At 59.3% G+C, this 23678-nt stretch carries 16 protein-coding genes and 1 pseudogene; 7 read left to right on the top strand and 10 right to left on the bottom strand.

Annotated elements, in window-relative coordinates; all coding sequences use genetic code 11:
- Positions 1–13: 13 nt before the first annotated feature.
- Together antC and K1X80_RS04460 are read left to right on the top strand one after the other, a co-directional pair.
- Positions 14–1021 carry an anthranilate 1,2-dioxygenase electron transfer component AntC gene (gene antC / locus K1X80_RS04465; RefSeq protein WP_057960626.1) on the top strand — a complete coding sequence of 336 codons (1008 nt, stop codon included), beginning with the start codon at positions 14–16 and terminating at the stop codon, positions 1019–1021.
- Between the two features lie 71 nt (positions 1022–1092).
- Positions 1093–2496, top strand: coding sequence for an amino acid permease (locus K1X80_RS04460; RefSeq protein ID WP_057439319.1), 1404 nt, complete (start codon positions 1093–1095; stop codon positions 2494–2496).
- A 206-nt stretch (positions 2497–2702) separates the two neighbouring features.
- Here K1X80_RS04460 and kynA read toward each other — a convergent pair whose 3' ends face one another.
- Positions 2703–3560 carry a tryptophan 2,3-dioxygenase gene (gene kynA / locus K1X80_RS04455; RefSeq protein WP_057960627.1) on the bottom strand — a complete coding sequence of 286 codons (858 nt, stop codon included), beginning with the start codon at positions 3558–3560 and terminating at the stop codon, positions 2703–2705.
- Positions 3557–4207 (bottom strand): arylformamidase, encoded by a 651-nt coding sequence (kynB, locus tag K1X80_RS04450; protein WP_057439320.1) that lies wholly within the window; start codon positions 4205–4207, stop codon positions 3557–3559. Before kynB ends, kynA begins: the two co-directional genes overlap by 4 nt.
- Positions 4208–4570: 363 nt before the next feature.
- On the opposite strand from kynB, the gene K1X80_RS04445 reads away from it, so the two are divergent.
- The 3 genes from K1X80_RS04445 to K1X80_RS04435 all read left to right on the top strand — a co-directional run bounded on the left by K1X80_RS04445 (position 4571) and on the right by K1X80_RS04435 (position 8852).
- Positions 4571–4915, top strand: a complete 345-nt coding sequence (locus tag K1X80_RS04445) for a cupin domain-containing protein (RefSeq protein WP_057439321.1) — start codon at positions 4571–4573, stop codon at positions 4913–4915.
- A gap of 445 nt (positions 4916–5360) precedes the next feature.
- Entirely contained in the window at positions 5361–5561 is a 201-nt protein-coding gene (locus tag K1X80_RS04440) for a hypothetical protein (RefSeq protein ID WP_120731503.1), read from the top strand.
- Between the two features lie 402 nt (positions 5562–5963).
- Complete coding sequence (locus K1X80_RS04435; protein ID WP_258571541.1) at positions 5964–8852, top strand: UDP-N-acetylmuramoyl-tripeptide--D-alanyl-D-alanine ligase; 2889 nt, start codon at positions 5964–5966, stop codon at positions 8850–8852.
- 17 nt (positions 8853–8869) lie between these two features.
- On the opposite strand, the gene K1X80_RS04430 is transcribed toward K1X80_RS04435, so the two are convergent.
- The 5 genes from K1X80_RS04430 to K1X80_RS28050 all read right to left on the bottom strand — a co-directional run bounded on the left by K1X80_RS04430 (position 8870) and on the right by K1X80_RS28050 (position 16680).
- Entirely contained in the window at positions 8870–9763 is an 894-nt protein-coding gene (locus K1X80_RS04430) for a S9 family peptidase (RefSeq protein ID WP_120731500.1), read from the bottom strand.
- A 14-nt stretch (positions 9764–9777) separates the two neighbouring features.
- Complete coding sequence (locus K1X80_RS04425; protein ID WP_178118078.1) at positions 9778–10965, bottom strand: HlyD family efflux transporter periplasmic adaptor subunit; 1188 nt, start codon at positions 10963–10965, stop codon at positions 9778–9780.
- A 29-nt stretch (positions 10966–10994) separates the two neighbouring features.
- The gene (locus K1X80_RS04420; RefSeq protein ID WP_120731498.1) at positions 10995–13178 is read right to left on the bottom strand and encodes a type I secretion system permease/ATPase; all 2184 of its coding nucleotides are present in this window, start codon (positions 13176–13178) and stop codon (positions 10995–10997) included.
- Positions 13175–14626: a TolC family outer membrane protein gene (locus K1X80_RS04415; RefSeq protein WP_169989843.1), complete on the bottom strand. Its 1452-nt coding sequence runs from the start codon at positions 14624–14626 to the stop codon at positions 13175–13177. Before K1X80_RS04415 ends, K1X80_RS04420 begins: the two co-directional genes overlap by 4 nt.
- Before the next feature lie 131 nt (positions 14627–14757).
- The gene (locus K1X80_RS28050; RefSeq protein ID WP_258571540.1) at positions 14758–16680 is read right to left on the bottom strand and encodes a BapA/Bap/LapF family large adhesin; all 1923 of its coding nucleotides are present in this window, start codon (positions 16678–16680) and stop codon (positions 14758–14760) included.
- Between the two features lie 9 nt (positions 16681–16689).
- Between K1X80_RS28050 and K1X80_RS28045 the strand changes: the two genes are divergently transcribed.
- Complete coding sequence (locus K1X80_RS28045) at positions 16690–17961, top strand: hypothetical protein (RefSeq protein WP_258571539.1); 1272 nt, start codon at positions 16690–16692, stop codon at positions 17959–17961.
- Here the strand turns inward: K1X80_RS28045 and K1X80_RS28465 are convergent.
- The 3 genes and pseudogenes from K1X80_RS28465 to K1X80_RS04400 form a co-directional block, all read right to left on the bottom strand.
- Positions 17845–19011 (bottom strand): annotated as a pseudogene (locus K1X80_RS28465) (Ig-like domain-containing protein); the annotation flags it as partial. The gene K1X80_RS28045 and the pseudogene K1X80_RS28465 overlap by 117 nt on opposite strands.
- Positions 19012–20119: 1108 nt before the next feature.
- A complete protein-coding gene (mmsB, locus tag K1X80_RS04405) occupies positions 20120–21007 on the bottom strand; it encodes a 3-hydroxyisobutyrate dehydrogenase (RefSeq protein WP_120731496.1) in 888 nt (295 codons plus the stop codon).
- 14 nt (positions 21008–21021) lie between these two features.
- Entirely contained in the window at positions 21022–22548 is a 1527-nt protein-coding gene (locus K1X80_RS04400) for a CoA-acylating methylmalonate-semialdehyde dehydrogenase (RefSeq protein WP_057439323.1), read from the bottom strand.
- Positions 22549–22679: 131 nt separating this feature from the next.
- Between K1X80_RS04400 and K1X80_RS04395 the strand changes: the two genes are divergently transcribed.
- Positions 22680–23627 (top strand): LysR family transcriptional regulator, encoded by a 948-nt coding sequence (locus tag K1X80_RS04395; RefSeq protein WP_057439324.1) that lies wholly within the window; start codon positions 22680–22682, stop codon positions 23625–23627.
- The last annotated feature ends 51 nt before the right edge of the window (positions 23628–23678 follow it).

The raw sequence follows: 23678 nt of genomic DNA, 5'->3' as shown, positions 1-23678 counted from the left end.
CGGAGTGCGGTGGATGAATCACAAAGTGGCCTTCAGTTTTGCCGACGGCAAAACCTTGTTCTTTCCGGTGGCCAGCAACGAAATCCTGCTGGACGCGGCGTTGCGCAACGGCATCAAGATCCCCCTGGATTGCCGCGAAGGCGTGTGCGGCACCTGCCAGGGACGCTGCGAGTCCGGCGACTACAGCCAGGACTATGTGGATGACGAGGCCCTGTCCAGCCTCGACCTGCAACAACGCAAGATGCTCAGTTGCCAGACCCGGGTCCAATCCGACGCGGCGTTTTACTTCGATTTCGACTCAAGCCTGTGCAACGCACCGGGCCCGGAACAACTCAGCGCCACGGTGTGCGAGGTGCAGCAGGTGTCGGCCAGCACCGCGATCCTGTCGGTGCAACTGGAGCGCGCCCTGGACTTTCTGCCGGGGCAATATGCGCGGCTGTCGATCCCCGGTACCGAGCATCAGCGTTCCTACTCCTTCGCCAACCGCCCGGGCAACCGCTTGCAGTTCCTGATCCGCTTGCTGCCGGACGGGGTGATGAGCAATTACGTGCGCGAGCGCTGCCAGGTCGGCGATGAAATCAAGCTGCAGGCACCGCTGGGCGCGTTTTATCTGCGACACGTCACCCAGCCCCTGGTGCTGGTGGCCGGCGGCACCGGGTTGTCGGCACTGTTGGGGATGCTCGATGAATTGGCCGAGCGCGGCTGCGAGCAACCGGTGCATCTGTACTACGGGGTGCGCGGGGCCGAGGATTTGTGCGAGGCCGAGCGCATCAAGGCGTATGCACAAACGATCCGTGGTTTTCGCTACACCGAAGTGCTCAGCGACCCATCGCCGCAGTGGTCCGGCAAGCGCGGTTATCTGACCGAACATTTCGACGTGGCCGAATTGCGGGATAGATCGGCCGATATGTACGTGTGCGGCCCCCCTCCAATGGTCGAATCCATCAAGAACTGGCTGCAAGATCAGGCACTTGATGGCGTTCAGCTGTATTACGAAAAGTTTACCGAGAGTAATATCTGACCCCTCAGCAGTGAGGGGCGGATCTGGCGTGCAGGATCAACCCTGAAAAAAACAAGTAGAAGGGAATGTTAATGGCGGATGACATGGTTAACCCGGTTGGCCTCAAGCGTGGCCTGAAAAACCGGCATATTCAGCTGATTGCCCTGGGCGGGGCGATTGGTACGGGTTTGTTCCTCGGTTCGGCCGGGGTGCTGAAATCGGCGGGGCCGTCGATGATCCTGGGCTATGCGATAGCCGGGTTTATCGCGTTCCTGATCATGCGCCAGTTGGGCGAGATGATCGTCGAGGAACCGGTCGCCGGTTCCTTCAGCCACTTCGCCCACAAGTACTGGGGCGGCTATGCCGGCTTCCTCGCCGGCTGGAACTACTGGGTGCTGTATGTACTGGTGGGCATGGCCGAGCTGACAGCGGTGGGCAAGTACATCCAGTTCTGGTGGCCTGAAGTGCCGACCTGGGTCAGCGCAGTGGTGTTCTTCGTTGCGGTGAACCTGATCAACACCCTGAACGTGAAGTTCTTCGGTGAGACCGAGTTCTGGTTCGCGATCATCAAGGTGGTGGCGATCATCGGCATGATCGTGCTCGGCTGCTACCTGCTGTTCAGCGGTACCGGTGGCCCGCAAGCCTCGATCAGCAACCTGTGGGACCACGGCGGTTTCTTCCCCAACGGCGGCATGGGCCTGCTGATGGCGATGGCGTTCATCATGTTCTCGTTCGGCGGCCTGGAGCTGGTGGGTATTACCGCCGCCGAAGCCAGCGAGCCGCGCAAGGTGATCCCCAAGGCGATCAACCAGGTGGTGTACCGGATCCTGATTTTCTACGTCGGCGCCCTGACCGTGCTGCTGTCGCTGTACCCATGGGATCAACTGCTGCAAACCCTCGGCGCGTCCGGCGATGCCTACAGTGCCAGCCCGTTCGTGCAGATCTTCTCGTTGATCGGTAACGACACCGCCGCGCACATCCTCAACTTCGTGGTGCTGACCGCGGCACTGTCCGTGTACAACAGCGGCGTGTACTGCAACAGCCGCATGCTGTTCGGCCTGGCCGAGCAAGGCGACGCGCCCAAGGCGCTGATGAAGCTCAACAAGCAAGGCGTACCGTTGCGCGCCCTGGGCATTTCGGCCCTGGTGACGTTGCTGTGCGTGGTGATCAACTACGTGGCACCCAAGGATGCACTGGTGCTGTTGTTTGCCCTGGTGGTTGCTTCGCTGATGATCAACTGGGCGCTGATCAGCCTGACGCACATCAAGTTCCGCAAGGCCATGGGCGAGCAAGGCGTGGTGCCATCGTTCAAGACCTTCTGGTTCCCGTTCAGCAACTACCTGTGCCTGGCGTTCATGCTGGTGATCGTTGGCGTGATGCTGGCAATCCCGGACATGCGCCCATCGGTGTATGCGATGCCGGTGTGGGTGGGGATTCTCTTCCTGGCGTACTGGTTGCGCTCCAGGAAGAACAAGGCCCTGGCTGTCGCGCAATAACCTGTGTAGAAGCCGGCTTGTGCAGGAGCTGGCTTATGTGGGAGCTGGCTTGCCTGCGATGGCATCGACTCGGTCTAACTGAATGACCGAGCCACCTGCATCGCGGGCAAGCCCGGCTCCCCCATGAACAGGGTCACAATAGGAATGCATTGCCAACAAAAAGCCCCGGTACTCAATGAGTGCCGGGGCTTTTTGTTGGGTTTCAATCAGAGCGTCGAACGCACCCGCCACAGCTCGGGGAACAGCACGGTGTCGAGCATCTTGCGCAGGTAACCCACGCCCTCAGTGCCACCGGTGCCAGGCTGGAAGCCAATGATCCGCTCCACCGTGGTCACATGGCGGAAGCGCCATTGGCGGAACGAGTCTTCCAGGTCGATAAACTTCTCGGCCAACTGATACAGGTCCCAGTAACGGGTCGGATCGCGGTACACCTCGCGCCACGCCGCCTCCACGGATTCGTCATGAACCGTAGGCGCCGTCGGATCGCGTTGCGCACGCTGCGGGTCAATCGCCAGGCCCGCCTTGATCATCAGGTTGATCGCTTCGTCATACAGCGACGGCGTGGCGATCGCCACTTGCAGCTCCTTGAGCAACTCCGGGCGATGGGCGTGGGGCCGCAACAGCGCCGCGCTTTTATTGCCGAGGATGAACTCGATTTCCCGGTACTGGAACGACTGGAAGCCCGACGACTGCCCCAGGTACGGGCGGATCGCCTTGTATTCCGACGGTGTCATGGTCGCCAGGACCGCCCAGGCGTGCACCAGTTGATCGAAAATCCGCGAGACCCGCGCCAGCATCTTGAACGCCGGCGCCAGCTCACCCAGGCGCACATGTTCGCGGGCAGCCTTGAGCTCGTGGAGCATCAGCTTCATCCACAGCTCGGAGGTCTGGTGCTGGATGATAAACAGCATTTCGTTGTGGTCCGGCGACAGCGGGTGCTGGGCCGTGAGCACTTTGCCCAGGTCCAGGTAGTCGCCATAGCTCATGGACTCGGAAAAATTCAGCTCGGCGTTATGCCATTCTTCCGGCGGCTGGTAATCAGGGGAGAAAGGACACTGGCTCATCGCGTGGGCTCCTTGAGCGGGCGCAGGATTGCTCGTACCGGGCTGGCATCGAGGTTGGCAAAACGCAGCGGCAGCGCGATCAACTCGTAATCGCCCTGCGGGACGTCATCGAGCACGATGCCTTCGAGAATCGCCATGCCATGACGGGCGACGGCGTTGTGGGCATCCATGGTCTTGGACTGCTGCGGGTCCAGGGACGGCGTGTCGATGCCGATCAGGCGCACGCCGAGGCTGGCCAGCAGCTCGATTGTTTCCTTGGCGACGGCGGTGAAGTTCGCGTCCCAGGTGGTCAACGGCGCCTGTTGATAAGTGCGCAGCAGCACGCGCTCCGGCAGGTTATCCAGGCGACCTTGCAACTGCTCGGGCTGCACCAGCGCGCCGCTGTCCAGGCAATACAGTACCCGGCACGGCCCCAGGTACACATCCAGCGAGACTTCGCCGATGGGCGCACCGTCGGCGCTGTAGTGCAACGGCGCATCGACATGGGCGCCGGTGTGGGGCGACAGCGTAATGCGGCCGACGTTGACCGGGCATTCGGGGCCGAACTGCCAGACGCGCTCTTCCTGGAAGGGCGTATCGCCCGGCCAGGTCGGGGTGGCGGTGCTCAAGGGTGGGCTGATATCCCACCACGTTTTTATTGGGTTCATACGAGGCTCTCGGTCGTTTCTAAGGTGAATGATACGAGGGCCAGCGGTAAATATTCTTGCGAATTCCAGCGCGAAGGCTGATTTCTTTCGTAGTTACTGCGAAGAAACGCCTGATTATTGAATGGATCCATCAGCCACCCCAGATCAAATGTGGGAGCGGGCTTGCCCGCGATAGCAGTGGACCAGTGAAAAATGCGTCACCTGACACACCGCCATCGCGGGCAAGCCCGCTCCCACAGGGACGGTGTAGGTTTTAAGATCGTATTCCGATGCGCTTCTGGGCATCCCAGTGTCGAGTTCAGACCACTGGCATCCGACCTGGGGTTATAGGGTAGAACTTCATTTCCCTGCCTTGGAGCCATCATGTCCCAGCCGATCACCGTACTGCGCGATACCCATCCCCTACCGGTCCTGGATGCCTGCAAGTGGGAGAAGCTCGAAGGTGACCCGCACACCGTCAACCTCAACGCCTACACCAGCGAAGACGGCAGCAAGATCATGGGCACCTGGATCTGCACTCCGGGCAAGTGGTACGTGGAGTACGTGAAGTGGGAATACTGCCATTTCCAGGAAGGCTACTGCGTGATCACCCCGGACGGCCTGGAGCCGATTCACTTGCGGGCCGGTGATATTTTTGTGGTTGAGCCGGGTATGAAAGGTACTTGGGAGGTAGTCGAGACCGTGCGCAAGTACTTCGTTTTTGCCTGAAACGTACCGCCATCCTTAAAAAGGGGCCACCAGGTTAATGCTGGTCAGGTCCCTTTTTTATGCCTCGTAGCATGAGTAAAAAACTCATGCACACAGCAAAACAACCTCCTACCCGATCAATCATAAGCCACCCACCACTACTTTAGTGTTAGACACTATTCACTTTTGACTCCAGGTTCCTTTTCGTCTAACTTTCTTGAAACGCAGTTAATATAGACACCTCATACAGTTATAACGAAATGATAACAAATGACCAAAAAAAAGGTGGTTAACCTCACAGAATGGAAACTTTCCACCTGCTTCCATAGAAAATACGATTTGATTGATTTAGACTTTCAACCAATCAAATTACAACCTCATTGGTTTGTCTCAAGCGTTCTTCACTCCATTTAGCAATTACTTCATGCGACAGTCGAGGCCGCATTTTTCTAGAAGGATCAAGAAAATGTCAGAAAAAACCACACGCCTGACCATACTCATCGACTCCCCCACCAAACAGAGACTGGAGGCGCTGTCCGAAGAGATTGACCTTACTATTTCCCAGGTCATTCGCAAGCTGATCAGAGACCATCTCCAGCAATATGAAAGTCCAATAGTTCCAAAGGCAATAGAACAGGCACGTGAAGACTCATCCACCTACACTTGACATATAATTTGGATTAACAGTCTCATCCCCGAGCCGCTGGGTTTCATTTACCCTTTCTTTTATTGGCGGGTCAATCAGCTATAAAACACGCAACCGTCCTTGAATATTTTAATTAACGGACATCCTATGCCTGTGAAACAGCAATTGCTCGATTGTTATGCTCTCCTGAGTAAAGACACCGATGAGTTAGCTGTCTCATCGGGCACAGTACAACCCTGCGTGCTATTTTTCTCGATCAGTGACAGCACAAAACGTGCATATGTTTTCCATGTCATCGCTGACAACTTCGAAGCGGCATGGCAAACAGGGGCGAATGAACTACAACGAACTCATGATCAGCTGTTGATGCAGTCGGGTAATAACCCTGAATGTACGTGGATACGTATTGAACGTGCAGTTAACGTGAAGCCAATCACTTGGGCAAAGCTCAACGAACGCTTCAAGCACCACAAGCGTAATTACTTTCGCAGTGGCATCGCGCTCGACAGTAATCTGCAAATAGCGCTCACCGAACAGGAACTGAACGCTAACGCAATCCTCTACGGCGGCAGCGAAATTGCCCATGCAACCTTCAATACAGGCAATTTTTCTGTCTATGCCAAACGCCGTTTTGCAGGGTCAACGGCATCGAACGCAATTGCCACGTTGCAACCCGATACCTTGGTCTATCTGTTCGACACGGCGGGCGTGTTCTGCGCCGAAGATGGCGTGCCCCATAGACTCAACAGCAACGCCGCAGAGGTCGGCTGGCGCACCCTGGCGGCCCTGGAGCCTGACGACGTCAGGCGGCCCATCTGCACCGCTGCCACGTATCTGGGGGAGCAGGTGCAGGACAGCGGCCAATTCGTCTACGGCTACTTTCCGTGTTTCGACCGACCGATCAAGAACTACAACACCCTGCGCCATGCCAGCAGCACCTACGCGATGATCGAAGCCTGGGCCTTGAACGGCGACGAGACGTTGAAGTCCGCGATTCAACGGGCATTGGACTATCTGACCCAAACGCTGATCAGGCCCAGCCTGCTGCCCGATGGTAGCGTGGCCGCCTTCCTGGTGGACACAGACAACGAGATCAAACTGGGCGGCAACGCGGTATGCCTGCTGGCCCTGGTCAAGTACAGCGAAGTGACCGGCACCCGCCAGTATTTACCACTGCTGGAAGCCCTCGCCAACGGTATGGCCTGGATGCAGGACCCCACCACCGGTGCTTTCGTACACGTATTGAACGCCCATGACTTGAGCCTCAAAGAGCCGTTTCGCATCATCTATTACGACGGTGAGGCCGCGTTCGGACTGATGCGCCTCTATGGGCTGACCCACAATGAACGCTGGATCAATGTCGTAGAAAAGGCCTTCGATTACTTCATCGGCAAAGAGCACTGGCGCGAGCATGATCACTGGCTCAGCTACTGTGTGAACGAGTTGACACGCTATCGCCCCGACGAGAAATACTTGCGCTTCGGCCTGAACAACGTCGCGGGCTACCTGGGTTTCGTCCAACAGCGCATTACCACCTTTCCCACCCTGCTCGAGCTGATGATGGCCGCACAGCAAATGCTGGAACGGATCGCACAACAGCCATCGCTACATCACCTGCTCCAGGACATTGACCTGCACGCTTTCTATCGGGCCTTGCACCATCGCGCCCGTTACCTGCTCAACGGTTATTTCTGGCCGGAGATAGCGATGTATTTCGCCAACCCGGCACGCATCGCCGGCGCATTCTTCATTCGGCATCACGCTTTCCGGGTGCGTATAGACGACGTCGAACACTACCTTTCCGGGCTGATTGCCTATCACCGGTATCTGCTGGATGGTGCGCCGCAAGTGAGCCAGCCTCCACCGACTGAAGCCACATCCGACTGGACCTGGGACGCCGTGACCGTGGCCCGTGTAACGCAAGGGACATGGGTACCACAGCCACCCTCGGACTGGAGGGCCACTGGCTTGACGCCCTCCATGCAGTTCTTCAAGCCGGGACGCATGCTCAATCGCCACCCCACCAAAGTCGGTCCGAACGAGGCGCAATCGGCCCTGCGCTGGGCACAGGCCAAGCCTGAGCGGCGGCCCTCGGCCTTCTTGTGCGTGGACCCGACCCCCTATCTGGACTGCGGCTTGCCGGCGCTGCAAGTCGCCGACACCAGCGAAGCGATGTTGCAGTTGGGCAGGCACGCCCGACAGCACTTCAGCGGGCAGGTGTTCGGCGTGACCGGCAGTTTTGGCAAAACCACGGTGGTGGCCATGCTCGCCCACGCGCTGAAACACTGGGGTGAGGTCGGACAAACCGAAGCCAACGCCAACCTGCCGCATGGCATTGCCTGGAACCTGGCAAGCATGCCCCCTGCAACTAGGTTCTGGGTTCTGGAAATGGCCGTGGGACGGATGCCTATCAACTCGGAACTGGTTCGCCCACACATCGCTATCGTCACCGGCCTGGCCCCCGCACACCTGGAATACCACGGCACGCTGGAGAACCTGGCCCGCAAGAAAAGCGCAATCTTCCGCTCCATGGCACCGGGCGGCCACGCGGTGCTCAACCGGGGCATGCCGTATTACGAGCTGTTCGCCCAGGCAGCAGAAACCGCGCGTCTGCAGGTGATCAGTTACGGCGAACACGTCGATGCGGATCTGCGCCTCCTGGATTGGCGCAGCGAATCGCAGCTGGTTTACGTCCGCGCGCAACGAGGCTCACAGGCACTCAACTTCACCCTGCAAGCCCGCGGCCGGCACATGGTACTCAACGCACTAGCGGTGCTGGCGTCGTTGTTCGCAGCGGGTCTGGAAGCTTGCCAGGCGCTCGAAATCCTGACTGGATTCGAACCCGTTGAAGGACGTGGCAATGTCATGCAGATCCCATGCGCGGGTGGTCATTTCCAGATGATCAACGACGCCTACAACGCCAACCCAGGCTCCATGGCCGCAGCACTGCAATCCATGGCGGACCTCCCTGTACCCTCACGACACCGGGTGCTGGTATTGGGGGATATGCTGGAGCTCGGTCCTGACACCCAGCGTTATCACCTGGAGCTGGCCACACCATTGCGTATGGCAGCGCCACGCCATGTGCTGTTGTGCGGCCCATTGATGCGCGCGCTGTACCTCGAGCTGCGCGGTGAACTGTCGGTCCAGTGGTTCGAGAATGCCAAAGCGCTGAACCTGGCCTTGATGCAGAACCCGGCGCAGTGGTTTCAACCAGCAGATTGGGTGCTGGTGAAAAGCTCGGGCGGGACCGGTTTGTCGCAAGTCTGCGAGTGGTTGAGGACGATGGAGCAGACGGTACTTGCCGAGTAACCCGCCAAGCGAAAAGCTTACTTTGCGCAACCGGCCGCCGTTTTAAGCGCGATATCGTTGCGCAATTGATGAAACGCCGGCGCCACGGCGTCAGCCTTGATCAATTGCGCCCGATGCCCCGCTTTAATCAGCGCCAGGAAAAAGCCTTCCTGCAACACGAACGGCGCCACCTGATCATCGACGTTGCCTATCACGAACAGCTGCCGCTTGGGCGCTGCGACAATGCCGTCAATGTGCTGGCCGGGATCATAGGGGTGGAGTAATCCATTGGTGTCGCGTCCCGGCCTGGAAGGCAGGCCTTTGCTCTGGCGAATCATCTGCGCACGCTGCACCAGGGCGAACGCGCCGGAGCTCATCACCGCGCATTTCACATCGTCGCGCCCCAGGGTCAATAACGCAGCAGCCACGGTCGCGCCACCGCTATGGCCCAACAAAACATACTGCCCAATGCCGTGGAGCTCACGCAGTTCATCCAGAGCGCCATTCAGCGCCATGAATTCCCGGGCCTGGCGCCGCTGCCCATGATTGCCGCTGGAGCCGTAGGTACCAGGCCGAGCCACAATCACCAGCGGTACGCCAGCCCTTTTGCTCAGTGCTTTTGCCGCAATTACCTTGGCGGCCAGGGTGTTGCCGCGGATCGCCTCGGGCGCCTGATGCATCTCGATATTTCGATCACCATGGAACATGACGATCACCACTGGCGCATGATCGAGGATAGCCCCTGCAAAGTAGCGGATGCATTCCTCACCCTGGGCAAACTCGACCCACAATGCCGAGTCCGGGTCGCTACATGTCGCCTTGTCGGCGGACGTGTTCCAAGGCAAAGGCGCTGAGCTGTCGTCGAGCGCCAAGGCACAAGGCGCGCCGACAACACTCAACCCTAGCAGCAACAGCCTGAGGGCTTTGCCCATCAGCACGTCCTCTGTCAGCGCTCGCGCAAAGCTTCACGCGCACGGTTCATGGGCTTGATCAAGTAGTCGAGGACAGTTTTCTGCCCGGTCTTGATATCCACTGAAGCAATCATCCCCGGCACAATGGAGAACGACTTGCCAGCCTTGTTCTTCAAGGTGTCGGCGTCGGTGCGGATAAACACCCGGTAGTAGAAAACCTCGGGTTTGACTTCGTCCTGGATGGTGTCGGGCGAGATGGTCACCACCTTACCGTCCATGCCGCCATAAATCGCGTAGTCGTAGGCCGTGATCTTGACCTTGGCCACTTGGTCGGGATGGATAAAAGCGATGTCCCGCGGCGAAATACGCGCCTCGATCAGCAGTTGTTCATCCAGAGGAACGATCTGCATCAAGCGCCCATTGGGTGGGATGATCCCGCCGATGGTGGTGACTTCGATGTCTTTGACGATACCGCGGACCGGAGAGCGCAAGGTCAAGCGAGTCACTGAATCCGAGCGCCCGCGCATGATCGATGACAGCGTCTCGACATCGGCATTCGCCTTGGCCAGTTCCTCACCGGCGCGCACCATGTAATCGGAGCGGGCCTGGGTCAGCTTCATCTCCAGCTCTGCCTTCTGGCGTTTGAGGCGCAGTACTTCAACACTGCTGGCGGCACCGACTTTGGCCAGGTTCTGGGTAATCTCCAACTCGCTGCGCACCAGCCCCAAGGATGAACGTAAACCCGCCTGGGTGTCCTCCAGCCCCTTGCGCCGGGTACTGAACAAATCGGTTTCGGCTCGGATCAACTCGGGGTGGCGCTGTAGTTCAACAGGAAACACCAAAGGTTTGCTGTTCACCTCTGCCTGCAAACGCGCGACGCTGGCCAGGGATGCCCGGAACTTGGAAGCGCTTTCATCGAAGTTGGATTCGGTCTTGGTCGGGTCGAGTTTCGCCAACGTCTGGCCACTGTTGACGATATCGCCCTCGGTCACGTTCAGTTCAGTGACGATGCCGCCTTCCAGGGACTGGATAATTTGCTCGCGGGAGGTTGGGATTACCTTGCCGCTGCCAGTCGAAACCTCATCGATCTCAAAAAAATAACCCCACGCACCAAACGCAACCAACAGGACAAACACCCAGAAAACCACCCGCGTCGAGCGCACTACTGTGTTGTCATCAACACCGTCGTTATAGGGTTGGGCGCCCTTGTTCTCGAGGCCCAACAGCGGAATTCTTTTGCGCTCATGGGTGTTCACTGATTCTTCCCCTTGGTTTTGGAAAGCCGGGCAATCGCGTTGTCCTTGGTGTCATCGACAAGGATCTGTCCGTTGTCGACGACGATGATCCGGTTCACCAGACTCAACACACTCATGCGGTGGGTCGCGATGACCAGCGTGCGGTGGGCCGCCCACTTGTCCAGGTTGTGGATCAATTGGCGCTCGGTCGCTTCATCCAGAGACGCCGTGGGTTCGTCCAACAGGACGATGTGCGGCTGACGGATGATCAAGCGCGACAGCAGCAACGATTGACGCTGCCCGCCTGACAGTCCGAGGCCGCCTTCCAGAATCATGTGGTCCATGCCGTCGGCGAACTTACCGATAAAGTCCGCTGCGCCCGTCAACGCCAGCGCCTGGAGGATTTCCTGATCAGAGGCATGGGGCGCACCCATGATCAGGTTGTCTCGCAGAGTGCCGTGGAACAGGCGCGAGTTTTGCGTCATCAGCCCGACATCCCGGCGCACGTCCGCCGGGTCGATATGACCGAGCGCGACCCCATCGAGACTGATGCTGCCGCTCTTCAGATCGAGCATGCCGGCCAAGGCCTGCAGCAAGGTGGATTTGCCTGCACCATTGCGACCGAGAATGGCGATGCGCTCACCCGGTTGTATCTGCAAGTCCGCCACCAGCAATGCCGGCGCCGGCGCATCGTCGGAATACTGGAATGCCGCCTGCTTGAGAACGTAATGGCCGCTCACCACTGGCAAGTGCACGCGCTTGCTGCCTTCGGCATGGTCCACCGGCAATTCCATGAGCCGGTTCAGGCTTTGCAGGGCCACCTTGGCCTGCTGCCAGCGGGTCAACACCTGGGTGACCTGCGACATCGGCGCCATCATGCGCGAGGCCAGGATCGAGGCCGCCACCAAACTACCGGTGGTCATGTCACTGGCCATAACCATCGGTGCACCGAACACCACCACCACGGCAAACACTGAACCTTGCACGTTGTTGGTCCAGGCCATCAGCTTGTTGGTCAACATCCGCAGCCGCAGGCTGGCGTCGCCACAGGTGGCGTTGTAGTGATTCCACTGGTGCTCGAAGCGCTGCTCGGCTTGCAGCGCCTTGATATCGTCCAGGCCCTGAATGGTCTCCACCAACATGGCGCTGCGCAACGAGCTTTCGCGCATGGATTGGTTGGCCAGCACTGCGAGTTTCTTCTGCGACAACACACCAGGCACCACCAGAAACAACACTGCCACCATCGGCACCGCTACCAGAGGCCCGGCGATCAGCCAGTAAATCACCAGGAACAACAGAAAAAACGGCAAGTCTGCCAAGGCCGTTGCCGTACTGGAGGTGATCAATTCACGCAGTTGCTCCAGTTCCTTGAGCTGGGAAATGAACGAGCCGGTGGACTTGGGCCGGGCGCTGTTACGCAGGCGAATGGCATGCCCGAACACCAGGTCGGACACTCGCATGTCTGCCCGCTTGCCAAGCATGTCAGTGATCCGCACGCGGGTGATGCGCATGATGAAGTCGAACACCAGCGCCAGCATGACACCACCAAACAACACATACAGGGTGGGCATCGACTCGGCCGGGATGACCCGATCGTACACCTGCATGGAAAACAGCACCCCGGCCAGTCCGAGCACACTGGTCACCAGCGAAGCCAGCATGACATAGCCATAAGGCCGCATGTCCCGCAGCACGATGCCTTTGAACCAGTCCTTCTCATAAGGTTTGATGTAGTCATCGACGCGAGTATCGCGTACGGCACTCATGGGTCGCAAAATCACGCTCTTGCGCGCCGAGTCGAGCAACTCCAGGCAACTGAGCCGGCTTTGCAGACCGCCATCGCCACTGTAGGCGATGCCCACGTGCTCGCCATCGCCCAGGGTTTCCAGGACGCCGACCTGGCCGTCACTGAACTGCAAGATCATCGGCAGTTGCCGCTGCATCAAGGTCGAGGCGTTGAAGTCGGCGATCGCACAGTTTAATCCGGCCTGGCGGGCCATCTGCCGCACCACGTCTTCCACCGAAGCGCCTTCGGTCCACTGCGCGGCAAGCCGGACACTTTGCGCCGAGCACTCCAGTCGGTAATGCCGGGCGATGCTCAGTACCGCCTCCAGCCACACCTCATAATCGAACGCCGGCGCCGGATCGGGTGCCGCGTCCACTGCACTCATGTCGCCCTCAAGCATCACGGCATCATTCATGGCCGAATCTCCACACCTTGCAAGGTGCTGTTATCTAGATGGAACGCCGCGCGCAACCCGCCGGTGTTGTAGAGACAGTCGATTTTCAGGCGCCGCAGGTCAGCCGCGGTGTTTTCCCGGTCCATGCGGGCCTGGTGGATTTCCTGCTCGGCATTGAGCAAGTCCAGCAGCGGCCGGGTGCCCAGTTCGAGGTACTGCTGACGATAAAGGTCGCGGGTCTCGGAAATGCTGCGCTCACGAAAATCCAGGGTGGAGAGCCGCTGGGCCAGACTCGAAATCTGATCCCGCGCTTCCAGCAGCCCCTGGCGTACAGCGAGCCGGGCGGCGTCGTTGGCCGCTTCGGCAGAACGCAGGGCTTGTTGTGCGGCGGACTTGCGCGCAGTAATGGCGCCGCCCTGGTACAACGGCATCTTCACGTTGAGGAACACACCGTAGCGGGTCCGGTCCCGACCGCCGGGGATGCCGGTGTCGTCGTTGTTGTCCAGATACTGAGTCACCGATGGGTCCAACGATACAGTCGGCAACGCTTGCGCCCGGGCCTGGGCGATCAGTGCCAAGGCATCGGTCCGTTGCGCCTGGGCAATCAACAGCGCCGGGGTGACCGCTTCATCAGGCGCCAGACCTTGACAGGATTGCTCCAGGCTCGCCGGAAAGTCCTGCGTAACGCTCACCGGAGACTGCGCCCCCAGCAAGCTGCTCAAGGCGCTGCGCCAGCGATTGAACTGCGCCTGCAGTTGTAACTGTGTCGCCTGCGACGCCTCGACTCGCGAACGGGCCTGGATCAGGTCTGAGCGGGTGCTGGCGCCCATGTCGCTGCGTTGCTTGGCCAGTTGCGCAATCGCCGAAATGCCCTTGATCTGGTCACCCGCCAGCGCCACCAGCAGCTGCGAACGCTGCAACTCGATCATGGCGTACGAGGTATCACGGGCCACTTGGTCGATTGACAGCAAAACCGCCGCCTGACTGCCACTGACCCTGGCCAGAGCACTGTCCACGGAACTGGACACCTTGCCGAAGTCGTAGAGCATCTGCGATGCCGACAAGGAAAAGGTCTGGCTTTGGCCGTTGCCACTCAGTCCGCTGTCGTAGCCGGAATTGAAACCGCCGCTCACTTGCGGGTAGTAACCGGAACGGGCAATGGTCACGTTCTCATTCTGCTGGTACAGCTGACCGATCGCCTCGGCAATGGCCGGGTGCCATTCCACGGCTAATTGAATAGCCCGTGTCAGGTCGAGGTTTTTCGGTATGGTCCGTTGCGGTGCCACCGGTGCGCTGACGCCCGTTGGACCACCCGGTAAATTCGTGCCCAAGTCACTGGGGCTGATGATGTTGACGCTTTCTTCGTCGTCGATAAACGACTTGGCCATGACCTGCCCTGTCGCCGGTGCAGTCAATGCCGCTGCCAGGAAAACCGCAGACAGCTGTTTAGCCAGGCTCTTGTACCTCACGTCACGTCCCCTGCTTGTTATCAACTTGTTGGGTACAACCATGGACCGTGACTGACACCTGTCACGGTCCATCGCTGCATTACCGTTGGTGAGGGAAACCGGGCCTTGCGGCCCGGCCGTCGGGTGCGTGGTTACACCACGCTGATGCCGCTTTGTATCCAGAGCTGATGGGTCTCATCTTCCTGGCTCGTGTAGATCACGTACTCCAGACCGTTCTCTACCTGAGTCGCACCAGCAGACCAGTCGCCTGTCAGATGAACGCTGTCCTGATCATCGCCCTGGATCATCAAGCGATCCGACTCGGGGCCTGTGATGGATACCAAGTCCTCCAGGCTCAACGTCAGTTCAACCGCGCTGACGTCGTTCAGGTCAATGCTCTGCACACCGCTGGCAGTGCCGATCAGGTCGCTCAGGTTGATGGCAGCATCACCACCCTCCCACAACCACCCCTCTGCCCCCGCGCCACCATCGACGTGGGTGAAGTCAGTGCCGTCGACTACCACAGGGTCGTCGCTGCCACTGTCTGCGCCGCCTTCAGTGCCCGTACTGTCATCGCCTGACGCGGCCTCATCCACCATGATGCTGGCGGCGGCGAAACCGGCGCCCTCAGTGGCAGGTGAACCAGGGTTGGCGTCGTCCCAGACCAGATCGCGGTCTGGCGAGTCGATGCGGATGTACAGATTGGCCGTGTCCTCCTGGCCGGCGGGTGTGGTGAGCTTGTAGGTGAATGTATCCACCTGGCCGATGTCCGCAAGCGCCAGACCCGGGGTTGGCGTGTAGCTATAGGAACCATCCGCTTGCAACGTCAGCGTGCCGTAGAGCCCCTGGACTTGCGCTCCAGCTTGACCGGGTATGACGTAGAGCCCGTTGACCAGCACACTCAGGACGGTCAGCGTCGAGCCGAGGCTGTCTGCTGGCGATAGATCACTGAGTTCAAGGACATTACCCGTTGCGGCGACTGCAGCCCCCGTGACGAACTCGGTCAGGTGGGTAGTGGACAACGTCAGGTCAACCGTCACAGTTCCGGCCGATACAAGCGCACCAGTCGTCGACGTCACTCGGTACTCACCCGCATCCAGCCCCGTGAAGGTATGAGCGGCCGTAGTCGTGGTCTGCTGCGTTGTCCAGACACCGTCGATCAGTTTCTGCAGGTTGATGGTCGTCGTAGGCAGCACACCGATACCTACGAAGCTGCGGCTGATTTCCAGCTCTGCCGTCGTATCGACAGCGACCACAAAGCTCTCGCTGGTATCTGTAGTGCTCCCGATTACTGGCGGCGAGTAGCTCAGCTCCGTCAGGCTTTGCGTGTCGACCAGGTTGTCGATATCGACCTGTGCAGCACCGATATCATCCGTGGCAACAACATCCACGACACCCGGTGCCGCTGGATCGGTAGGACTCCAGACAATCGTCGTATCGTTGCTGTCTATGCGGATGTACAGGTTGGCCGAAGCCACACCGCCAGCCGCCGTCACCAGTTGATAGGCGAAGCTATCGACCTGACCAATGCTCGCCACATCGCCATTTGGCGTGTAGCTGTAATCACCATTGGCAAAGATCGTCAGCTCACCGTACTGCCCTTGCAGGACCGTACCGACCGTCGCATCTGCATCGACAAACACGCCGCCGACTTCAACCTGTACTGTCGCATCACCCAGAGCCCCCGTGGAGTCCGGTTGCCCATTGAAACCTGGGTCGGTGATGACGTTACCTTCAACATCAGCGCCGGGTTCGACAATGAAGTCGGTCAGGCTTGCGTTATCGACACTCAGGCTAGCCGTTGCAGAAGCCCCAACCGCTACCAGGTTCGGGTCAAGGCTGAGCGTGAAGCGATATTCACCTGCGGCCAGACCGTCGATTTGCGCGGTCGTACCCGAACCGAACAGCCCCAGCAGATCGAGCAGGCCCGTACCACCGCTAGCCTGGTCGATACCGACCCAGCCGCCAGCACCATCGCTGACTTCAAGCACTCCAGTAAAGCCACCACCCAAGACAGACAACAGGTCCCCTTGACTGAAGGACAGGTTCAGCGTCCCGGAACTACCAGCATCCACAGAGAACTCTTGAGTCAGCGAAGGCTCCCCGACCTGGATACCACCGACTCCCAGCAACGTGAATACTCGCATATCGTCCAGTGCTGTCTGCGTAGTCACCGGCGTAACGATGAGTTCAGCAGTACCGACGTCGTCGGTTGCTTCCAGGTCAGCATCCGCGTCAGCGTCGGCATCGGCATCGGCATCGGCATCGGCGTCCGCATCGGCATCCGCGTCGGCGTCGGCGTCCGCATCAGCATCAGCATCAGCATCAGCATCAGCATCAGCATCAGCATCAGCATCAGCATCGGCATCGGCGTCCGCATCAGCATCAGCATCAGCGTCAGCGTCAGCGTCAGCGTCAGCGTCGGCGTCAGCATCGGCATCGGCGTCCGCGTCGGCGTCGGCGTCAGCGTCAGCATCGGCATCCGCGTCGGCATCGGCATCCGCGTCGGCATCAGCGTCAGCATCAGCATCAGCATCAGCATCAGCATCGGCGTCAGCGTCAGCGTCAGCGTCAGCGTCAGCATCAGCATCAGCATCGGCGTCGGCGTCGGCGTCGGCGTCAGCATCGGCATCGGCGTCCGCATCAGCATCAGCATCAGCATCAGCGTCAGCGTCAGCGTCGGCGTCAGCATCAGCGTCAGCATCAGCATCAGCGTCAGCATCAGCATCGGCGTCGGCGTCGGCGTCAGCATCGGCATCCGCGTCGGCATCGGCATCGGCATCCGCGTCGGCATCAGCATCAGCATCAGCATCAGCATCAGCATCAGCATCAGCATCAGCGTCAGCATCAGCGTCAGCATCAGCATCAGCATCAGCATCAGCATCAGCGTCGGCGTCGGCGTCAGCATCAGCGTCGGCGTCAGCATCGGCATCGGCATCGGCATCGGCATCGGCATCAGCATCAGCATCAGCATCAGCGTCAGCGTCAGCATCGGCATCCGCGTCGGCATCGGCATCGGCATCCGCGTCGGCATCAGCGTCAGCGTCAGCGTCAGCGTCAGCGTCAGCATCAGCATCAGCGTCAGCGTCGGCGTCGGCGTCAGCGTCAGCGTCAGCATCGGCATCGGCGTCAGCGTCGGCATCGGCGTCGGCATCAGCGTCCGCATCAGTTTCATCAATGTCGTGTGCAACTACCGAGCTTGGGCCGGACTCGTTCCCCGCCGCATCCTTCAGTGTCACTCCCAGCGTTTCGCCGTTGACCTGAGGGATGTCCAGCGTGACCTGGAAGTTACCGTCAGTACCGACTGTGCCCGTCCCGATCACGTTGCCAGCGGCATCCTTGACCGTGGCGGTTGAACCCGGCTCGCCCTTGCCACTGACGGTGGTGCCATCCGTGCTGACGGCCAAGTCTGTTGGCGCATCGGGCGCTGTGGTGTCGCCCGCGCTGACAGTGCCAGTCGGCGACTCATTGCCTGCAGTGTCTTTGAGGCTGACCTGCAGGGTCTCGCCATTGGTTTGTGGCGTGTCCAGCGTGACCTGGAAGTTACCGTCAGTACCGACTGTGCCCGTCCCGATCACGTTGCCAGCGGCATCCTTGACCGTAACGGTTGAACCCGGCTCGCCCTTGCCACTGACGGTGGTGCCATCCGCGCTGACGGCCAAGTCTGTTGGCGCAGCGGGCGCTGTGGTGTCGCCGGCTACGACAGTGGCGGGCGGTGACTGATTGCCCTGAGCGTCCTTGAGGGTGACCTCCAGGGTCTCTCCATTGGTTTGTGGTGTATCCAGCGTGACCTGGAAATTACCGTCAGCGCCCACAGGACCGGAGCCGATCACATTGCCAGCAGCATCCTTGACGGTCACCGTAGTGCCCGGTTGCCCTTTGCCGATGACGCTCTTGCCATCGGCACTGACGGATAAACCAGTTGCTGCACCCGGTGCCGCCGTAACTCCCCCACCGGTACCGCCGCCACCACCGCCGCCACTGCTGCTGATTGCGGCCACTGCACCACCCACGGCAAGGAGGCTAAGCCCCCAGAGTACCCAGTCCGGTACCGCGCTATCTGCCACTATGCCTGCCGCGGCCAGGTCGTCGAGCGTAGAGATCTCGCTGAATGTAAAGCCCGAATACGGCGATGAATAGTTGCCCAACAGCAACGTTCCGTCAGCGTTAGTCATTACCAGCTGGTTAGCCGCACCGTCAGCGCCAACTACAAAAAAATTCTGAATGGTGATGGTTTCTCCAGACTTTAGCGTCACCACCAAGTTCTGACCGGACTGCTGAAAGGACTGAACGCTTTCAGGCCCAACGGGTAGTTTGACAATGCTTGTGCCCTTCAGGCTGACATTGCCAAGCGTATGCTCCGTTGCCGCTCCCGTTGCTTTATCGACAATTGTTATATTTTTCATCTCACACCTGTTCTCTCTTCGATAAATGGACACACAGATTTCAGCGCGAGCGAATACTCCACGACGGTAATAACCGCCGAGCGCTCAACTTTATTTTTGCGTTATTGAAAACTAACCAGGTGCCAGTAGTTTCAGCCCACACCGGTCTCTTCACGGAGTTGCAGGCGCATTCCCCTTTGATTGCAAAGCGCGGGAGTCTCAAGGCGTGATGTGAACAGGGTTCTTGAAGGGCGTTGCGCTAGCACTTTTGTCGTGCATTGCGCCATTGTCATGAGGTCATGCAGAGAGATGCCGGACTGTCGTGGAGCCATTGGCAAAGGGCGACCGCTGGCCCAGAGGTGCAGTAACGAGCAGAGACGGCGGGCCAGTTTTTGTGCTCTCTCGAGCTCCCTGGCCTCGGCAACCTGTTCGGTTGCAAGCCCGAAACTATTTGATGTACGCATCCATTCATCAACCATCTCAGATACACCCGCACAACTTAGAAAAATTACAGCTATTCGGTTGTGACTTTCGAGGCACAACAACAGTGCCAACACTTGCCTGATCGATACTAGCGGGGAGGAAACTCAACATCAAAGGAGAAAACAAGCACGATGCAAACACTCACTAAACGTAAGTGTTTGTTCTGTTAACCCATCGCATACCTACGTTAAATAACCCATACACCCGTTATCAAAGGATGATAATCACATGTAACTACAGGGCTAACCCCATGAATATTCTATGAACAGAATCACAAACTTTACTAAAATAAAAAGAAATTGTAATACTTTATTTCGCAACTTTAATAACCCACTAAAAACCCTTCCAACTAAATAGTAGATTAGTGATAGAAACCCTATATACCGCTGTAAATACGAAATAAATGGCAAGCGACAAGGCTTGCCACATTTAGTTCTTTCAGGATGGGGAGTTGGCCAGTATTTGATGAGCTGACCAGGCTGGCTCAGCCACGGACGACCGCTACGCACAAGAGGTGCTTCGGCTAACGCTGACCAACGGAGGGAGTTGAATATCTCGTTGAGAAACAACGGAGATGGAAGGGATCGGAACTGTGTACAGCGCCAAAAACCCGAGAACCCGCCCGACGCAAGTTCTCGGAAAAAACCTATTGGGGTTTGCGGTAGCTGTTAATGATTGCCGAGAAGTCCTTGCTGCCTTCCCCACGCTGGCTCATCGCCTGATACAACTGCTGGGCCACCGCACCGAGAATTACCGGCTGGTGCGCCTGACGCGCTGCCTCAGTGGCCAGCCCAAGATCCTTGAGCATCAGTTCCGCACCAAAACCACCGGTATAACCACGAGACGACGGTGCCGTCTCGATAATGCCCGGCCATGGGTTGTACGTGTCGGAACTCCAACAACGCCCGGTTGAACTGTTGATAATCCCGGCCAGTACTTTTGTGTCGATACCCAATGCATCGCCCAGGGCCATGGCCTCGCTGACGCCGACCATGGTGATGCCCAGCAGCAGGTTGTTGCAGATCTTGGCGATTTGCCCGGTGCCGACTTCACCGCAATGCACGATGTTGCGGCCCATCTGCGCCAGCACCGGTTGCAGGGTGGCGAACAGTTCCGGGGTGGCGCCGACCATAAAGGTCAGCGTCCCCGCCTGCGCCCCGCCCGTGCCGCCGGAGACCGGCGCATCGGCCATCGCCACGCCGTGCTTGGCTGCCGCAGCCGCCACATCGCGGGCGGTCTGAGGGTCAATGGTGCTGCAATCCACGGCCGGCACGCCTTTGCCGATACCGGCGAGCACGCCGTCTTCATTCAGCCAGACGCTGCGCACATGGGCGGCAGCGGGCAGCATGGTCAACACCAGTTCGGCGCCTTCTGCTGCTGCGCGCGGTGAGGCACTGATGGTGCCGCCCAATTCGGCCAGTTCCTTGAGCACGGTCTGGTTCAGGTCAAACAGGTTCAGCGCGTGGCCAGCCTTGATCAGGTTGCGGGCCATGGGTGCGCCCATGTTGCCCAGGCCGATAAATGCAATCTTCATGGTCGTCTCCTTGATCAACGCAGGTTGATGGTGGTGTTGACACCATCATTGACGCTGTCGTCGTCGAACCAGCGGCTGGTGACGGTTTTGGTCTGGGTGTAGAACTGCACCACTTGCTTGCCGTACGGGCCCAGGTCGCCGAGTTTCGAACCACGGGAACCGGTGAAGCTGAAGATCGGCACTGGCACTGGGATCGGGATGTTGATGCCGACCTGGCCGACGTCGATTTCGCTCTGGAACTTGCGCGCCGCCGCACCGCTCTGGGTGAACAGGCCGGTGCCGTTGCCGAACGGGTTGGCGTTGACCAGGGCGATGGCTTCGTCGAGGGTATCGACTTCCAGCACCACCAGCACCGGGCCGAAGATTTCCTGGGTGTAGATCTGCATATCGGTGGTCACGCCCGAGAACAGGGTCGGGCCGACGAAGTTGCCTTGCTCGAAGCCCGGCACCTGGATGTCGCGGCCGTCCAGTTCCAGCTTGGCGCCTTCTTTCACACCGCTTTCGATCAGGTCGAGGATACGCGCCTTGGCGCGCTTGGAAATCACTGGGCCCACGTCGGTCCCGGCTTCGCTGCCGGCGTTGACTTTAAGCTTCAGCGCCAGGGCCTTGAGGTCCGGCAGCCACTGCTTGGCCGCGCCCACCAGCACCACCACCGAGGTGGCCATGCAGCGCTGGCCGGCCGCGCCGAAACCAGCGCCAACCAGTGCGTTAAGCGTCTGTTCACGGTTGGCATCGGGCAGCACCACCGCATGGTTCTTCGCGCCCATCATCGACTGCACGCGCTTGCCGTGCTTGCCCGCCAGGTCGTAGACGTGGGTGCCGACGGCGGTCGAGCCGACAAAGGACACGGCCTTGATATCTTTGTGGGTGCACAGAGCATCCACCACATCCTTGCCACCGTGGACCACGTTCAACACACCGGCCGGCACCCCGGCTTCCAGCGCCAGTTCCACCAGCATCAGGGTCGACAGCGGATCCTGTTCCGAAGGCTTGAGCACGAAGGTGTTGCCGCAGGCGATGGCCATCGGGAACATCCACAGCGGGATCATCGCCGGGAAGTTGAACGGGGTGATGCCGGCGCAGACGCCGATGGGTTGGCGCAGGGTGTAGGTGTCGACGCCACCGGCGACGTTCTCGGCGAACTCGCCCATTTGCAGGGTGCCGATGGAGCACGCGTGCTCGACCACTTCCAGGCCACGGAAAATATCACCCTCGGCATCGGCAATGGTCTTGCCCTGCTCGGCACTGAGGACTACGGCAATGCGTTTGGAGTGTTCACGAATCAGCGCCTGCAGCTTGAGCATGATGCGCATGCGCGCGCCGATCGGCGTCAGCTTCCAGGTCTGGAAGGCGCGATGGGCAGCGTCGATGGCCGCGTTGACTTCATCGGCCGTGGCAAAGGGCACACGGGCCAGGACTTGTTGGGTCGCCGGGTTGACGATGTCTTGCCATTCGGTGGTCTTGGACTCGACCCATTCACCGTTGATCAACAGTTTGGCCTGTTTGACGGTGGTATCGGCAGACGTAAGCGATGCGTTCATTGTGGTCTCCAGATCTTGTAGTTATGCAGAGAGCCAAGGCGTGAAGCGCCTTGAGGATGAGGCGTTCGGACGATTTTTGGAGTATAGATGTGCAAACTTCCAATAAGAACCCACATAAAAGCCGGTCCAACATGCAAAAAAACATCACGTCTTTAGGCTCGCTGAACTGGGATGACCTGAAGTTTTTCCTCGAAGTGGCGCGTACCCGCAAGGCCAGCGTCGCTGCCAAGCGCCTGGCGGTGGACTACACCACCGTGTCGCGGCGCATCAGCTCGCTGGAAGGCTCGCTGGGCACCCTGCTGTTCGAGAAATCCCGGACCAGCGGGTTTGTGCTGACCAATGAAGGCCAGCGTTTACTGGGTTACGCCGAGTCCATCGAAAGCACCCTGCACATGGCCTGCGAACAAGTATCGGGCTCCGGCGTGGCGCTGTCGGGGCATGTGCGCATGGGCTGTACCGAAGGGTTCGGTAGTTTTTTCGTCACCCCGCAACTGAGCCACTTCGTCGATACCTACCCGGCGATCTCGGTCGACATCCTGCCCCTGCCCCACTTCATCAGCCTGTCCAAGCGCGAAGCCGACATCGTCATCGCCCTGGAACGCCCGGAACACGGGCCCTACGTGTGCTGCAAACTGTGCGACTACAAGTTGCAGCTGTACGCGACCCAGGAATACCTCGACCAGCACCCGCCCATCCGCCGCCCGGCCGATTTGGCCGACCATCCGTTTATCAGCTACGTGGATGACCTGGCGTTCAGCTCAGAGCTGCTGTACCTGGCCAATGTCGTCCCGGGCGCCAGCGCCAGCCTGCGCAGCACCAGCGTGATTGCGCAGTACGTGGCGGCGCAGCAGGGGCGCTCGCTGGCGATCTTGCCGTGCTTCCTGGCCGCGCAGGACTCGCGGTTGCTGCCGGTGTTGGGAGAGGAGATCAATATTACGCGGCAGTTCTGGATGTATTGCCGCGAAGACCTGCGCAAGCTCAAGCGGATTACCCTGTTGTGGGATTACATCCGGGAGGTGACGGAGCAGAACCAGGGGTTGTTGATGGGGGAGACGCGGGAGATGGTGTTTGCAGACTGAATGGCTGCTGCGGGCGCAGAACGTTGGGTCGGCACTGATAAGTGTGGGAGC

Source organism: Pseudomonas sp. So3.2b (assembly GCF_019464415.1).
Lineage (GTDB): Bacteria > Pseudomonadota > Gammaproteobacteria > Pseudomonadales > Pseudomonadaceae > Aquipseudomonas > Aquipseudomonas shahriarae.
Note: the sequence above shows the minus strand (reverse complement) of the source record. Positions and strands in the feature narration are given on the sequence as shown.

What these genes read in the sequence shown, in the direction of transcription:
- kynA (WP_057960627.1), bottom strand. Translation starts at nt 3,560, where the DNA reads ATGAGCCAGTGTCCTTTCTCCCCTGATTACCAGCCGCCGGAAGAATGG.
- K1X80_RS04445 (WP_057439321.1), top strand. Translation starts at nt 4,571, where the DNA reads ATGTCCCAGCCGATCACCGTACTGCGCGATACCCATCCCCTACCGGTC.
- K1X80_RS04460 (WP_057439319.1), top strand. Translation starts at nt 1,093, where the DNA reads ATGGCGGATGACATGGTTAACCCGGTTGGCCTCAAGCGTGGCCTGAAA.
- K1X80_RS04420 (WP_120731498.1), bottom strand. Translation starts at nt 13,178, where the DNA reads ATGAATGATGCCGTGATGCTTGAGGGCGACATGAGTGCAGTGGACGCG.
- K1X80_RS04395 (WP_057439324.1), top strand. Translation starts at nt 22,680, where the DNA reads ATGCAAAAAAACATCACGTCTTTAGGCTCGCTGAACTGGGATGACCTG.
- kynB (WP_057439320.1), bottom strand. Translation starts at nt 4,207, where the DNA reads ATGAACCCAATAAAAACGTGGTGGGATATCAGCCCACCCTTGAGCACC.
- K1X80_RS04430 (WP_120731500.1), bottom strand. Translation starts at nt 9,763, where the DNA reads ATGGGCAAAGCCCTCAGGCTGTTGCTGCTAGGGTTGAGTGTTGTCGGC.
- K1X80_RS04440 (WP_120731503.1), top strand. Translation starts at nt 5,361, where the DNA reads ATGTCAGAAAAAACCACACGCCTGACCATACTCATCGACTCCCCCACC.
- antC (WP_057960626.1), top strand. Translation starts at nt 14, where the DNA reads ATGAATCACAAAGTGGCCTTCAGTTTTGCCGACGGCAAAACCTTGTTC.
- K1X80_RS04400 (WP_057439323.1), bottom strand. Translation starts at nt 22,548, where the DNA reads ATGAACGCATCGCTTACGTCTGCCGATACCACCGTCAAACAGGCCAAA.
- mmsB (WP_120731496.1), bottom strand. Translation starts at nt 21,007, where the DNA reads ATGAAGATTGCATTTATCGGCCTGGGCAACATGGGCGCACCCATGGCC.